The sequence below is a fragment of the Rhizobium sp. CCGE531 genome, from assembly GCF_003627795.1.
Taxonomy (GTDB): Bacteria; Pseudomonadota; Alphaproteobacteria; order Rhizobiales; family Rhizobiaceae; genus Rhizobium.
In genome coordinates this window covers 1,011,115-1,025,141 of the sequence record NZ_CP032685.1, presented here as the reverse complement: position 1 = coordinate 1,025,141, position 14,027 = coordinate 1,011,115, and the positions used below count along the sequence as shown (strand labels likewise).

Annotated in this window: 12 protein-coding genes; 9 read left to right on the top strand and 3 right to left on the bottom strand. The window is 60.9% G+C overall.

Going from position 1 to position 14,027, the window contains the following annotated elements:
* Window positions 1-4 precede the first annotated feature (4 nt).
* Both CCGE531_RS24260 and CCGE531_RS24255 read right to left on the bottom strand, forming a co-directional pair.
* Window positions 5-880, bottom strand: coding sequence for a sugar ABC transporter permease (locus tag CCGE531_RS24260; protein WP_120668504.1), 876 nt, complete (start codon window positions 878-880; stop codon window positions 5-7).
* A gap of 96 nt (window positions 881-976) precedes the next feature.
* On the bottom strand, window positions 977-2,410 hold the full coding sequence (locus CCGE531_RS24255) for an extracellular solute-binding protein (protein ID WP_120668502.1): 1,434 nt from the start codon (window positions 2,408-2,410) through the stop codon (window positions 977-979).
* Between the two features lie 293 nt (window positions 2,411-2,703).
* Here CCGE531_RS24255 and CCGE531_RS24250 point away from each other — a divergent pair, with 293 nt between their 5' ends.
* The 9 genes from CCGE531_RS24250 (at window position 2,704) to CCGE531_RS24210 (ending at window position 12,885) form a co-directional block, all read left to right on the top strand.
* Window positions 2,704-3,588 (top strand): sugar phosphate isomerase/epimerase, encoded by an 885-nt coding sequence (locus CCGE531_RS24250; RefSeq protein WP_120668500.1) that lies wholly within the window; start codon window positions 2,704-2,706, stop codon window positions 3,586-3,588.
* A 65-nt stretch (window positions 3,589-3,653) separates the two neighbouring features.
* Window positions 3,654-4,862: an ROK family transcriptional regulator gene (locus CCGE531_RS24245; protein WP_120668498.1), complete on the top strand. Its 1,209-nt coding sequence runs from the start codon at window positions 3,654-3,656 to the stop codon at window positions 4,860-4,862.
* A 29-nt stretch (window positions 4,863-4,891) separates the two neighbouring features.
* Window positions 4,892-5,869, top strand: coding sequence for a sugar kinase (locus tag CCGE531_RS24240; protein WP_120668496.1), 978 nt, complete (start codon window positions 4,892-4,894; stop codon window positions 5,867-5,869).
* Window positions 5,869-7,146, top strand: coding sequence for a D-tagatose-bisphosphate aldolase, class II, non-catalytic subunit (locus CCGE531_RS24235; protein WP_120668494.1), 1,278 nt, complete (start codon window positions 5,869-5,871; stop codon window positions 7,144-7,146). The genes CCGE531_RS24240 and CCGE531_RS24235 overlap by 1 nt, the downstream gene beginning before the upstream one ends.
* A gap of 23 nt (window positions 7,147-7,169) precedes the next feature.
* Window positions 7,170-7,895: an SDR family oxidoreductase gene (locus CCGE531_RS24230; protein WP_120668492.1), complete on the top strand. Its 726-nt coding sequence runs from the start codon at window positions 7,170-7,172 to the stop codon at window positions 7,893-7,895.
* Between the two features lie 11 nt (window positions 7,896-7,906).
* A complete protein-coding gene (locus CCGE531_RS24225; RefSeq protein ID WP_120668490.1) occupies window positions 7,907-8,680 on the top strand; it encodes an SDR family oxidoreductase in 774 nt (257 codons plus the stop codon).
* A 419-nt stretch (window positions 8,681-9,099) separates the two neighbouring features.
* Window positions 9,100-10,440 carry a cyclopropane-fatty-acyl-phospholipid synthase family protein gene (locus tag CCGE531_RS24220; RefSeq protein WP_120668488.1) on the top strand — a complete coding sequence of 447 codons (1,341 nt, stop codon included), beginning with the start codon at window positions 9,100-9,102 and terminating at the stop codon, window positions 10,438-10,440.
* Between the two features lie 190 nt (window positions 10,441-10,630).
* Window positions 10,631-11,398, top strand: a complete 768-nt coding sequence (locus CCGE531_RS24215; protein ID WP_120668486.1) for a L,D-transpeptidase — start codon at window positions 10,631-10,633, stop codon at window positions 11,396-11,398.
* 212 nt (window positions 11,399-11,610) lie between these two features.
* Window positions 11,611-12,885, top strand: a complete 1,275-nt coding sequence (locus tag CCGE531_RS24210; protein WP_245458850.1) for an IS4 family transposase — start codon at window positions 11,611-11,613, stop codon at window positions 12,883-12,885.
* A gap of 134 nt (window positions 12,886-13,019) precedes the next feature.
* Here CCGE531_RS24210 and CCGE531_RS24205 read toward each other — a convergent pair whose 3' ends face one another.
* The gene (locus CCGE531_RS24205) at window positions 13,020-13,916 is read right to left on the bottom strand and encodes a sugar phosphate isomerase/epimerase family protein (RefSeq protein WP_120668484.1); all 897 of its coding nucleotides are present in this window, start codon (window positions 13,914-13,916) and stop codon (window positions 13,020-13,022) included.
* Window positions 13,917-14,027: the final 111 nt, after the last annotated feature.

Here is a 14,027-nt window from a genome sequence, read left to right as displayed (position 1 = left end):
CGCTTCAACCTTTCTTGGCGCGCGGCGCGATCAGGCTGACATAGAGCAGCCAGCAGACGACGATGGTCAGATACAGCACGACGACGGAGATGGCCGAACCATAGCCGTAGTTCGTCTTGGGAAAGACTTCCCTGAAGATGTGCACGCCGAGGTAGCGCGTCGCGGAGCCGGGGCCGCCGCCGGTCAGCATCAGTACTTCGTCCACCGTCCGCAGCGCATCCATGAGCCGGATGAAGACGGTGGCGATCAAGGCCGGCCGGATCATCGGAAGAGTGATGTGCCAGAAGATCTGGCTCTTGCCCGCGCCGTCGATCTGCGCCTGCTCGAACGGGTCCGGCGGCAATGACACCAGGGCGGCGATCAGCGAAAGCGTCACCAGCGGCGTCCAATGCCAGATGTCCATGATCACTGTGACAATGAAAGCCGCAAGCGCGCTTTGGCCGATGTTGAGATCGAAGCCGAACCAGCTGTGCAGCAGATATGGGATGATGCCGATCGAGGGCGTCGTCATCAGCTTCCAGACGGATCCGACGATGATCGGCGCCATGATCAACGGCAGGGTATGGATGGTGCGGAATATCGCCTTGCCGGGGAAATCCTTCAGGAGCGCCTGCGCGAGCACATAGCCGAGCACGATCTCCGAGGTCACGGCGAAGAAGACGAACGCGGCCGTGATGCCCAGGGACGCCAGGAACTGCTGATCGAAAACGACCTTGCGGTAATTTTCCGCCCAGTTGAAGACCATGTGGGGATTGGCGGCAAAGGGATTCCACGCATGAAAGGAAACCCAGACGACATAGACGAACGGAAAAATGCCGAAGAGCCCGAGGATCACTATGGTTGGTGACAGCAAGAGCCAGCCGAGCTTCTGTGAATGCATCGCCTATCCCCCTGTGGCGGTTGCTAAGGTGCCCGTTTTGCAGCGACGGGAAGACCGGCCGCTATTGACCGCGGCCTGCCCGTTCGGAAGGGAAGGCTATTTGCGATAGCCGAGCGAGGTCAGCTCTTCCTCCGTCTTCGCCGCCATCTTGTCGAGGCCCTCGTCCGGGCCGATCTTGCCGGTCAGGATGTCGAAGAAAATCGGGGCGGTTGCTTCGCGCACCTGGGCGTGGAACGGATAGGGCGGGGCGCCTGCGAAGAGCTTGCCCTGATCTTTCAGCATCGTATAGAAGCCGCCAAGCTTGACATCCATGGCCTTGATCTTGGGGTCGTCGAAGGTGGCGGTATTGGTGACGCGCGGCGCGGCGACGGCCCAATCGGGCTGCACCTCGTTCTGGCCGATGAATTGCAGGAAGAGCAGGGCGGCCTCCTGGTTCTTGGAGGAGACAGGCAGGCCGAAGGCGCCGCCGTCATAATAGCCGACATAACCCTTGCCGGCTTCGGCTGCCTCGAGCACGCCCGGCTTGAGCGGCGGCAGAGCGAAGCCGACCTTGCCCGTGACCTTCGACTGTGATGAATCGGTCGCGATCCATGCCGCGTTCTCGCCATAGACCAGACCCTGCGCCACCCGGCCGGCGGCAAAGGTCGTGGCGACTTCCGTCCATGTGGATTGCGAGGATTCCGGCGGCGCGATGTCGCGCAGATGCAGCCACCATTTCAGCGCGGCCTTCGCCTTGTCGCTGTTCATCTGGCCACCATGCTCGACAGTCGCGGCATAGTCCTTCCCGGCATCGATGCCCCAGTTGTAGACGCCGAAGGTCGGCGCGACGGACTCGAAGAATTCGTACCATGAGGCTGGATGGCCCGTATGGGCCTGCGCCGTCGAGCCCCATAGCTGCATGTTGTGATCCTTGCCCCATTGGGTAAAGAAGTCGGCGATTTCCGTATATTGCTCGTGGGTCATCGCGGGTTTCAGATCATGGCCCGTCTTCTGCTTGAAAGCCGCCTGGATTTCCGGATCTTCAAACAGGTCCTTGCGATAGAGATAGGTCTTGAGGAAAGCCTCCATCGGAACGCCGTAAAGATCCCCGTTCGCGTCCTTGAAGTAGTTGGAGAAGCTGGTGAAGTTGGCGGCATCGTAGGTCGGCGCCTTCAGATCCGGCTGGTTCTTCAGTGCCTTGGTGATATCGGTCAGGAAGTTTCGCGCCATATAGGAATAGACGATGTCCTGCTCGATGTAGACGACGTCATAGATGCCGGTGCCGGCTTCCATGTCCTTGATCGCCTTGTCGTACATCTGATCCCAGGACGTCGTTTCGATTTCGACCTTGATGCCCGTTTTCTTCTCGAATTCGGGTGCCAGCACATCCTTGATGAAGTTGGAAGGGGGCGTGGACTCGGTCACTCCATGCAGCGTCACGCCCTTGAATTTCGCTCCGGCGTCGGACCAGAAGTCTGCCCAGGCCGGCGAAGCGACGCCGGCAAGGCTAAGCGTCAGCGCTATGGCGCTGGCTTTCATAGCGTATCTCATTTCAATCCTCCCAGATTACAGCGAGATCATTCGCCGAGGGATTCTTAGCTCCAAATTCCGGCGTTTGCAATATTTGTTGCCTTAACATGCAAATTATGGAGCTATGCTGTTGTTTTGGTTGTCGATAATGTCGGCGAAATGGTACCTGCATATCAGCCGTGCCATAAAATGCTGCAGCGCAACGATATTCGTGCCAAAACAAAAGTCACGTTGATAAATTTATTTGTTGCTTTGCCATACTAAGTAACTTAATTCTGTCCAAAATACCTGGGAAGAACCGCGAGGATACGACGATGCGACGCTTGGGAATCCATTCATTTGTATGGACGAGCGGCCAAACCCAGGAAGGGCTCGAAACGGCCCTGCAAAAAACGGCCGAGCACGGTTATGGAACCATCGAGTTCGCCTATCTTCGCCCCGAAAAATTCAACCTGGACCGGCTTGCGAGGCTCGCGCAGTCGCTTGACGTGGAGATCGGCGTGACGATGGGGTTGCCGCCCGACAAGGACGTGTCGAGCGAGGATCCCTCGGTCGTTGCGGATGGCAAGCGGATGCTGGCCGATGCGGTGCGCGCAGTCCGGGACATCGGCGGCAACAAGCTCGGCGGGATCCTTTATTCCGCGCATACCAAGTACAATCGCCAGCCAACGAGGAAGGGCTGGGACAACAGCGTCGCCGCCATTGCGGCGACGGCCGAAGTGGCCGGGCAAGCGAAAGTCGATCTCGTCCTCGAAATCGTCAACCGGTTCGAGACCAATCTGTTGAACACGACCGCGCAAGGGCTGAAATTCATCTCCGAGACCGGCTCCGATCATGTTCGCCTGCATCTCGATACGTTCCACATGAACATCGAGGAGGCCAATCCCGCCGCGGCGATCCGCCTGGCCGGCGACAAGGTCGGTTACTTCCACATCGGCGAAAGCAATCGAGGCTATCTCGGCGACGGCGTCATCGACTTCGACCTCATTTTCGACGCCCTCCTCGATATCGGCTACAAGCGCGACATCGTGTTCGAGAGCTTTTCGGCTGCCGTCGTCGACGAGGGATTGTCGCTCGCCTGTGCGATCTGGCGCGACACATGGACCGACAACGATCCCCTTGCCGCCCATGCGAAGCGTTATATCGAGCTCAAATATGACGAGGCCAGACGGCGGCGTGCCACAAGCGCTCGTCCCTGATAATCCTTCGTATGACCCGCTCCGGCCGTGTAAGTTGGCGCGGGTCGATTTGAAGGGATTGGAACATGAACGACACCGTCTCCATCGGAAGCTCGCCGCGTAGAATTCGCCAGAGCAATCTCGTTGCGGCCCTGCAGGCGATCTACAGCCATCGCGGCATGAGCCGCGCGGATCTGGCGCGAAAGCTCGGCATGAACCGCTCGTCCTCGGGTGAGATCGTCGCCGAGTTGACGGAGGGCGGATTTGTTCATGAGTTGGAGGCGGGCAGCAGGCGCGGAGAGCAATCGCGCGCGGGACGGCCGGGGATCATGCTGGAACTCATCCCCGATGCCGCGTTTTTCGTCGGCATCGAGATCGGTGTGGAGCACATATCCGCTGTCGTTATCGATCTTGCCGCCGAAGTCAGGGTTTGCCGCAAGGTTGCCTTCGACACGCTGTCTTCGACGGTCGAGAGGGCCGTCGAACATGGCGTGGCACTTATCGTCGGCGACATGACAAAGGAGATGATGGCGCGGTGCAGGGGGCTGGGCATATCGACGCCGGCCCATATTCGGCCCGATGGGTCTGTGAGCCTTGCGCCAATTCTCGGATGGCGGGATGTCCCGCTGAAGGAAATCTGCCGGTCCGCATTTCCGGTCGAGGTTCCGATCGCAGTAGAGAACGATGCGAATGCCTTTGCGATAGGGGACAGTTATCGCAGTCGCATCGCAGGCGTGACGCTCTTCCTGCTCATGGAGACCGGCGTCGGCGGCGGGATCGTCATCGACGGCAAGCTGTTTCGCGGCGGCCATGGCCTGGCCGGCGAGATCGGCCACACTCTCGTGTCCGGGAGCGGCGGGCAGAAATTCGAACAGCTGATCGGGCGCGAAGTGCTGATCAGGCAGTATCGCGAGGCGGTCGGGCGGAGCGACGCCGATCTGCAGGACTTTTGGGTCGGCGTTCGTGACCGTGTTCCGGCGGCCGTCAACATTGCGGAGACATGGTCGCGTCATCTGGCATATGCGCTATTGCAGGCCTGTCGGCTGATCGACCCCGGCAGGATCGTGCTCGGTGGCTCGGTGGCATCTCTCTATCCGATGGTTGCCGCCCGCGTCGCCGTCCACATGGCCGAGGGCCAGAATATTCCCTTTCCCAATCCCGAAATCGTCGTTGACGAAGACGCGGAATTCGGGTCCGCATTCGGAGCCGCTTGCATGCTTCATCAGCGCTTCCTTTCGCTGGAAAACGAGGAGTTCAGCGGTGATGATGGCATGCAGCCGCGCGCGGCGGTTTGACAACAACAGGTATCGAAAGCATGACTGCGATGACTTCAGCACTGGCTCCTGACCAGCTCGGCCCGACGATATGCGTCGGGGAAATTCTCGTGGAGATCGTCGCCACGACCGTCGGCGATGGGTTCGTCGAAGCCCAGCCACTCATCGGGCCTTTCGCCAGCGGTGCGCCGGCGATTTTCATTTCCCAATGCGGGCGGCTCGGCGGCAACGCAGCCATGATCGGCGCTGTCGGCGCCGACGATTTTGGCCGGGTGAATATCGAAAGGCTGAAGCGCGATGGCGTCGATATCTCAGCGATATCCATTGACCCCGATTACCCGACGGGCAGCGCCTTCGTTCGTTACCGCGAGAACGGCTCCCGCGATTTCGTCTACAACATCGCCAAGTCCGCCGCCGCGCGTTTCGGCTGGAGCGAAGCTGTCCGCGATCTCATCGCTCGCGGCGGTCATCTGCATGTCATGGGCTCGGCGTTGTCGGTCCCGAGCGCATGCGCGGTGATCGACAGGGCCGTCGATATCGTCAAGGCTCGCGGCGGCACGCTTTCCATCGATCCGAATATCCGCAAAGAACTCAGGCTCGACGAGGACACCGAACGCCGTTTTGCCAAGCTCGCCGCCGCCGCCGATCTGCTGCTGCCGTCCGGAGAGGAATTGGAGCGGGCGGCGGGTGTCGAAGGCGAAGCGAATGCGATCCGCCGCCTGTTCGATATCGGGGTCAAGGAGATCGTGCTGAAGCGGGGAGCGGATGGGGCGACCTATTTCAACAGCAGGGGCGAGCGCATCGATGCTCCGGCCTTTATCGTCAAGGAAATCGATCCGACCGGCGCCGGCGATTGTTTTGGCGGCGCCTATCTCACCTGCCGCCGCCTGGGCATGTCTGCAGAAGATGCCCTGACCTATGCGGCGGCGGCCGGCGCTCGCAATGTCACCGTCGTCGGCCCGATGGAAGGTGCCGGCACCCGCGAGGAACTCGATGCGTTCATCGCCGCGACCGCGAGGCGCACCTGATGCAGATCCATCTCAATCAACTGGCGAGGCTGAGAGCCGAAGGCCGGCCGAAGGGCATCACCTCGGTATGCTCGGCGCACCCGCTGGTACTCAGGGCCGCGCTCCGGCACGGACGCCTGCATTCGAGTACTGTGCTGATCGAGGCGACCTGCAACCAGGTCAATCACCTGGGCGGTTATACCGGCATGACGCCGGGCGACTTCGCTGCCCTTGTCCGGCGGATCGCCGAGGAGGAGGACTGCCCGGAGCAGCTCATCGTTCTGGGTGGGGATCATCTCGGCCCAAATCCTTGGCGGGATCGTCAGGCTGAAGACGCCATGGCCGAAGCGGAGAAAATGGTCGCCGCTTATGTCGATGCCGGATTTCGAAAAATCCACCTGGACGCCTCGATGGGCTGCAGGGGCGAGCCCGTGGCGCTCGACGACGAGACCACCGCCCATCGCGCGGCACGCCTTGCTGGTGTCGCCGAAGCTTCGGCAAGAAGGAGCGGCGGCGCCATGCCGGTCTATGTGATCGGCACGGAGGTCCCGCCGCCGGGCGGCGCCGATCATGCGCTGACGGCCATTGAGCCGACAGCCGCCTCGGCTGCCCGCAAGACGATCGATATCCATCGTCGCGTGTTTGAGGAAGCTGGCCTGCACGAGGCGTTTGGACGCGCCATCGGACTGGTCGTCCAACCGGGCGTCGAATTCGGCAATCACAATGTCATTGCCTACGACCGCAGCAAGATAGCCGAGCTGAAGTCCGTGCTGGCCGACGAGCGGCAATTCGTTTTCGAAGCCCACTCGACCGACTACCAAGGCACTGCGCCGCTGACCGCTCTTGTCGAAGACGGGTTTCCCATCCTGAAGGTCGGCCCCGAACTGACTTTCGTGTTGCGTGAGGCCCTTTACGGGCTGGATCTGATCGCTTCCGATCTCGTGTCCGATTATGGCGAGCGGCCGCTCCATGTCGCCATGGAAACGTTGATGCTGGCTCATCCGAAGAACTGGAGCCAGCACTATCACGGAACGGAAGGGGAAAAGCGGTGGCTGCGGCATTATTCGCTATCCGACCGCATCCGCTATTACTGGGCTTCGGCGGACGCCCAGTCGGCTGTCGAGAAACTATGTGATGCTTTGCGGGGGCGGACCATACCACTGCCGCTGTTCTGGCAGCATATGCCTGCCGCGCAGCATTTTGCCGATGCGCCGCTGGACCCCGAGGAGGTCCTGATCTGGCGAGTTACCCGGAGCCTTGCGGAGTATCACGCGGCTTGCGGTGCAGGAAGACGATAGAAGTCTAACCCAAGGAGGAGAGAATGGACGAATTGAAGGGAAAAGTGGCTGCGGTGACCGGGGCAGCATCCGGGATCGGATTGGCATCCACGGAAGCCATGATCGCGGCCGGGGCGACGGTGGTTCTCGTCGATCGCGACGAAAAGGCGCTGGGATCGGTTTGCGAGCGCCTGGGAGAGAGGGCTATCCCGCTCGCCATCGACCTGCTGGATACCGAGCAATGCGCCTCGCTGCTGGACGGCATCCTCGCCAAGGTCGGACATCTCGACATTCTGCATGCCAATGCCGGCACCTATATCGGCGGCGACCTGGTGGAGGCCAATCTCGACGCCATCGACCGGATGCTCAACCTGAACGTCAATGTCGTCATCAAGAACGTCCGGACGGTGGCGCCGCATATGATCGAGCGGGGAACCGGCGACATCATCATCACCAGCTCGGTCGCGGGCCATTCCCCGGTGCCTTGGGAGCCCGTTTATTCGCCGTCGAAATGGGCGATGACATGCTTCGTGCAAACCATGCGTCGTCAGCTTCTGAAGAGCGGAATCCGCGTTGGCTCGGTTTCTCCAGGCCCCGTCATCAGCGCCCTGCTCGCCGATTGGCCTGAAGAAAACCTGCGCAAGGCAAAGGAGGCCGGCGCGTTGATCGAACCCAAAGAAGTGGCCGATGCGATCATGTTCATGCTGACGCGCCCGCGCAACGTCACGATCCGCGACGTTGTGGTCCTGCCGAGCGCTTTCGACATCTGAGGAGCCGTACCATGAGCTACCAGAAAAAATTTCGCCTTGACGGCGAGCGTGCGGTGGTCACCGGCGGCGGCCGTGCGATCGGCCTTTGCTGCGTGGAGGCGCTGGCCGAGGCCGGAGCGTCCGTTATCGTCATCGAGCGCGGCGAGGCCGATGCCCGAGAGGCGCTCGCCCTGCGGGAGAAGGGCTACGACATCGACCTGCGGATCGGCGATGTGACCGAGTCCGCGCGGATGGAAGCGATCGCCACCGAGCTTGCCGATGGCGGCCGTGCCGTGACGATCCTGGTGAACAATGCCGGGATCGGCCAGAGCGGCATCCCGTCGCAGGATGTCACGGATGCCGATTGGCTGCGCATGATGGATGTCAACGTCAATGGCGTGTTCTGGTGCTCGCGTTCCTTCGGCCGTCACATGGTCGCGATGAAGCGCGGCGCCATCGTCAATCTCGGTTCGATGTCCGGAACCATCTGCAATCGGCCGCAGCCGCAGACGCCGTATAACGTGTCCAAGGCGGCGGTCCATCATCTCACGCGTTCGATGGCGGCCGAATGGGCTGAGCACGGCGTAAGGGTGAATGCCGTCGCCCCGACCTATATCGAGACGCCGATGGTCATGGCGGTCGAGGCCAATCGCGATCGCATTCCGATATGGCTTGCCGACACGCCGATGGGGCGGATGGGCACGCCCGAGGAAGTCGCGAGCGCGGTCCTCTTCCTCGCATCGGATGCTGCAAGCCTGATGACGGGCGCCATCGTCAATGTCGATGCGGGCTTTACCTGCTGGTAGGCGTTCCGCTTGATGGAAGAAGAGCGGCCGGCTTCATCATGCGCCAGTCTTGTCCTCGGACGAGACTGGCGTGTTTCCCGGGCTCTCACGGCCGATCCATCCCATTGTTTTGCCTAAACTCCGGCAGGAAAGCCGCTGAACGCTTTTCCGGGAATACTTTAATCCCGCGTGGGGGCGATGCTTCGCATATGTGAAGCGAAGGTCCTGAATTCGTCGTCGTGGCGGATCGTCGGCGACGATGGCGATGCAACCGTATGGGCATTGTCACAATCAAGTTCACGCAACCTTGATGTCGCAAATGATTTGGCTATTCTACCATATTAGGTAGTACGCTTTCTGCATTGAAATACCGTCTTGGGTTCTCGGCCGCCCTCGGGCAGCTGCGCCGCCCGCAAGGAAACGATAAGCAGGTAGTTTTCATGTTCCTAGAAGCAGCTCTTTCCAGCTTGATCAAAATCGGAACGCTCACGGTCATTTTTCCCGATGGTTCCACGCGCAATTTCGGTACGGGATCGGAACCGCGCGCAACGATGAAAATAAAAACCGCCCGCGCAAAACGCCGCCTCGTCTTCAATCCAGCCCTTGCGCTCGGTGAGGCCTATATGGACGGTGATGTCGAGCCGGGCTCCGGCGATCTCTTTCAAATGATGGACTTGCTCGTCCTGAATATGGAGGAGGGCGGCACCCACCCCTTCAGCAAGGTCATGGACAAGGTGCGCTGGCTGCGCCGACATCTCGATCAGCTGAATTTCGCCGGACGCTCGAAGCGCAACGTTGCCCATCACTACGATCTCGATGCGCGCCTTTATTCGCTGATGCTTGATGACGACCGGCAGTATTCCTGCGCCTATTTCCCTGTCGGCGACGAGACGCTCGAGGAGGCGCAGCTCAAGAAGAAGCGGCATATCGCATCGAAGCTCATGCTCGATCGTCCAGGCCTCGAGGTTCTGGATATCGGCTGCGGCTGGGGCGGCATGGCGCTTTATCTCGCCAGGGAATTCGGAGCGCGGGTCACGGGCCTCACCCTTTCGGAAGAGCAATTGCTGGCCGCGAAAGCGCGCGCGAAGGACGCCGGTCTTGAGCATATGGTGACGTTCGAGCTGCTGGATTACCGGTCCTGGACGCGGCCCGTCGACCGCATCGTCTCCGTCGGCATGTTCGAGCATGTCGGCATCAATCATTACCGGGCCTTCTTCGACAAAATCCGCGCCGTGCTCAAGGAGGATGGCGTTGCTCTGATCCATGCGATCGGCCGGTCCGACGGGCCAGGCAGCACGAATCCCTGGATCGCAAAATATATTTTCCCCGGCGGTTATTCGCCGGCGCTCTCCGAAGTCCTGTCCGTTGTCGAGAAAACCGGGCTGTGGACGACAGACATCGAAATCCTTCGCCTCCACTATGCCAAGACCCTTGAGCAATGGCGGGATCGCTTCATGAAGAACAGGAGCACCCTGGCCAAACTCTATGACGAACGATTCTGTCGGATGTTCGAATTCTATCTGATCGGATCCGAGCTCGCCTTCCTCCGCATGGGGCACATGAACTGGCAATTGCAGCTGACGAAGAATGTCTCTCCTCTGCCGCTGGCGCGTGACTACATGGTCGATATCGAGCGGGCGCGGGCTGTTATCGCAGAGCAGGGGAAGGCGCAGCCGATCGAAGCCGCGAGCGCGCGGGCCAGACGGGATCTGGCCGTGCATGACGAGCGTAAGCCGTGTCAGCAAAATCAATCCGGCTTGGAATCTTCCCGGAACCTCTGAAGACAGCTTTCGATATGGCAGCTGGCGTTACCGTATCGTGCGGATTGACGCCAGCCGGCATCGGCGATGCTTGCCATCATGGATCGCAATTGGCTATGGGGTTATCGCCATGGATGATTAGACATGTTTCCCTTTCAGCTTTCATTGACTGAAAGGGCGGCACCAATTTGTGAGGATTATCAGGACCGAAATGCGCTCAGCCAAGAACGAAAAGACTCTCTCACGACGGGCTTTCATACTCGGATCCATCTCCGCGACTGCATCGCTTGCGGGGTGTGCCACGACGGCTCCGGTTCCAACGCCAATCGTCGCTCCGGCTCGCATGCCGCCCGTCGTTCCCGTCGCTTCGCAAGCTGAGAACGCAATCGCGCCGGATCCGGAACTCGAAGCTCGCTATGCGTCTCTGGTGGATGGCGGCCATGTCATTCCGGCGATCCCTTATCGAAAGCTCGATCCGAAATTTTACCGGCAGCGCGTTCCCGATCCGACCGGGGAGCCGGCCGGCACGGTGGTCGTGGATACGGCGTCGAGATTCCTCTATGTCGTGGAACCCGGCGGCACCGCCATGCGATATGGCGTCGGCATCGGCCGCGACGGCTTCGCATGGGAAGGCGAGGGGGTCATCCATTGGCGGCAGCATTGGCCGCGCTGGAAACCGCCGGGCGACATGATCGCCCGCAAACCGGAACTTGCGAAATATTCAGTGGCCAATGGCGGCATGGACCCGGGTATCAAGAACCCTCTGGGTGCGCGCGCGCTTTATATCTTCCAGAACGGCAAGGATACGCTCTACCGTCTGCATGGCTCGCCGGAATGGCGCTCGATCGGCAAGGCAGCGTCATCAGGCTGCGTTCGATTGGTCAATCAGGATGTCACAGATCTTTATGCGCGCATTCCCTATCACGCGCGCATTGTGGTTCATCAGTCGCCGCTGCAAAGCAAAGGGGTTTCCGCCTGAGCAAGCGGCTTCCCGCTTGCGGCGGGGTAATCGCATATGAGGCATGTCGGCGCCGTAAGCACCTTCTCCCCTCGGGGCTATGGCATTCACACATTTGGAATTGCGTATGGAATGAGGTTCTGATTCTGTTGCTGCCGGCAGGAGAATTGAGCGATGGATGATTTGAGCTTGGGACGGTTTGGCGACCGTCGGCTGGAAAAAGGGGGGCGTTCTTGCTGGAGCGCCTGGTTTCGACGGCAGGCCAGGGAATGCGGGTGCGCAAGCTCGGCGGCAATCGGGCCGGAGAGATCCGCTTGAGCCGGTTCTTGCGCAATGGAGCGGTCGATCCGCAGGCGATGATCGATGAGGCGGCCTTGCGCACGGCTAGCCGCTGCGCGGATCGGCATATCCTGGCCATTCAGGATACGACGGTGGTCCGCTCCGACGGCGGTGGCGGTCTTTATCTGCATGCGATGATCGGGGTCGACGCCGACGATGGCGCGATCGTCGGGGCAATCCACGGGCAGTTTCTAAGCCGCGACCAGGGCGAGCGCGGCACGCAGCGCGCGCGTCCGATCGAGGAGAAGGAGAGCTATCGCTGGCTGGAGGGCGCCGATCGTGCGGCGAAGGTTTGCGCCGCTGCACGCCACATCACCATCATTGCCGACCGTGAAAGCGATATCTACGAGGCCTTCGCCCGCCGACCCGTCAATGTCGACCTCGTCATCCGGGTTGCGAGGGACCGCAGCCTCGGCAAGGACCAGCCGTCGCTGCTTTGTCTGGCGGATGCCTTGCCGGTTGCGGTCAACCTAGCCTTTAGCCTGCCGGCCAAGCCGGGCCGCAAGGAGCGCGACACGCAACTGGCGATCCGCTTCAGCGCGGTGACATTGCTGCCCCCGAAGAACGGCATCTACAGGAAGACCCCGGATGGCGTACGTCTTTATCTGGTGGATGTGCGCGAGACCGCCGCACCACCGGGCGAGACGCCGATCCATTGGCGGCTGCTGACAAGCTATGCCGTGTCGGATGCCGACGAGGCGGCGGCGGTCATCGCCCTTTATCGCCGTCGCTGGGCGATCGAGCAATTGTTCCGCACCCTGAAGACGCAGGGCTTTGATATCGAAGGCCTGCGCATCGAGGACGAGGGCGCGCTGAGCAATTTGGTGATGGCTGCCTTCGTCGCGGCCGTGATCGTGCAGCAACTGGTCCATGCCCGCGACGGCGCTCCGCCCGGCGCCACCTTGCGCCCCATCGAAGACGCCTTCGAGCCAAGCGACCAGCCGCTGCTGGAAGCCTTCTGCGCCAAGCTGGAGGGCAAGACCGCCAAACAGAAGAACCCCCATCCCAGAGGGTCGCTGGCCTATGCCGCCTGGGTCTGCGCCCGCCTCGGCGGATGGACCGGCTACTACGGAAAGCCAGGACCGATCGTCATGCTCGACGGATGGCAACAGTTCCAGGCCGCCAAGCGCGGCGTAGCACTCCTCCTCTCCGCCGCCGACAATGTGTGAATCCAATAGCCCCGAGGGGAGAAGGAAGTGCGCGGCAACAATCTCATTTCGCATGCGTTACCCCGCCGCAAGCGGGGAACCGCTGCGCCTGCCCGATGGAATGTCGTTCACGGAATGTCCAAGCCGGTTGGCTATCAGGGCAGGCGGCTGCGCTGCTGGCTCTGACGCTGGGCTTCCTGGGCGGCCTTGAGCTGCGCCTTCGTATACATCAGCGCATGTTCGGCGAGATCGCGTCCGTCATCCCATAGGTTGCGCCAGATGCCGAGAATACCTTCGAGTGGCTGGCCGACGACGCGGGAGGAGAAGGATTCGAAGGTGATCGGTCCCTTGTAGCCGGAGCGGACGAGGGCCCTGAAGACGCCGGTGAGGTCGATCGTGCCCGAGCCCATATAGCCGCGATGGGAATCGCCGGTGTGGAAATAGCCGAGATGGTCGCCGGTTTCGAGAATGGCGGCCTGAATGTCGGATTCCTCGATGTTCATATGGTAGACGTCCAGATGCACCTTCACATTCGGCATGCCGATGCGCTTGCACATTTCCACGCCTTGGGCGGCCGTGTTGAGGACATTGGATTCGTAGCGGTTGACCACTTCCAGAACGAGCGTGATGTTGCTTTTTGCCGCCGTCTCGGCCACCTGACGCAGAATGTCGACCGATTGTGCGACGCCCGCGGCCGTCGTCGGCTCGGAATATTTCCCGAATGCCGAGTGCAGGATGCCGCCGATATAGTCGCCGCCGCAATCGCGGCAGACGGCGATTGCCTGTTCCAGCTTTTCCTTGCCGCGCCGACCCTTCTCCTTGTCGCCGCTTGAGATGTCGCTGTCGAAATCGAGGCCGAGCGAGAAATTGATGCCGATGCCGCTTTTTTCCAGCTGGCGACGGGTGAATTCAGGATCGATCAGGCTGGGATCGAGCGCCGGCGCCTCGATGAAATCGTAGCCCACCTCGGCGCTCTTTGCGATTGCGCGGGCGCATTCGTCGCGGCCCCAGCCAGCCTCCCAGACCAGCGCGTGAACTCCCAGCTTGTTCATGATCGTCCTCCCGGTTTCGTGGATGCAAAAGAAATTGCTGCAATGCGAAAGACATGAATCGTTTTATACTTAAAAGCGTTCATGTTGACACCGCACATATACAGGTTTAGC

Coding starts and splice junctions, on each gene's coding strand:
- CCGE531_RS24260 (WP_120668504.1), bottom strand. CDS start 880: ATGCATTCACAGAAGCTCGGCTGGCTCTTGCTGTCACCAACCATAGTG.
- CCGE531_RS24255 (WP_120668502.1), bottom strand. CDS start 2,410: ATGAGATACGCTATGAAAGCCAGCGCCATAGCGCTGACGCTTAGCCTT.
- CCGE531_RS24250 (WP_120668500.1), top strand. CDS start 2,704: ATGCGACGCTTGGGAATCCATTCATTTGTATGGACGAGCGGCCAAACC.
- CCGE531_RS24245 (WP_120668498.1), top strand. CDS start 3,654: ATGAACGACACCGTCTCCATCGGAAGCTCGCCGCGTAGAATTCGCCAG.
- CCGE531_RS24240 (WP_120668496.1), top strand. CDS start 4,892: ATGACTTCAGCACTGGCTCCTGACCAGCTCGGCCCGACGATATGCGTC.
- CCGE531_RS24235 (WP_120668494.1), top strand. CDS start 5,869: ATGCAGATCCATCTCAATCAACTGGCGAGGCTGAGAGCCGAAGGCCGG.
- CCGE531_RS24230 (WP_120668492.1), top strand. CDS start 7,170: ATGGACGAATTGAAGGGAAAAGTGGCTGCGGTGACCGGGGCAGCATCC.
- CCGE531_RS24225 (WP_120668490.1), top strand. CDS start 7,907: ATGAGCTACCAGAAAAAATTTCGCCTTGACGGCGAGCGTGCGGTGGTC.
- CCGE531_RS24220 (WP_120668488.1), top strand. CDS start 9,100: ATGTTCCTAGAAGCAGCTCTTTCCAGCTTGATCAAAATCGGAACGCTC.
- CCGE531_RS24215 (WP_120668486.1), top strand. CDS start 10,631: ATGCGCTCAGCCAAGAACGAAAAGACTCTCTCACGACGGGCTTTCATA.
- CCGE531_RS24205 (WP_120668484.1), bottom strand. CDS start 13,916: ATGAACAAGCTGGGAGTTCACGCGCTGGTCTGGGAGGCTGGCTGGGGC.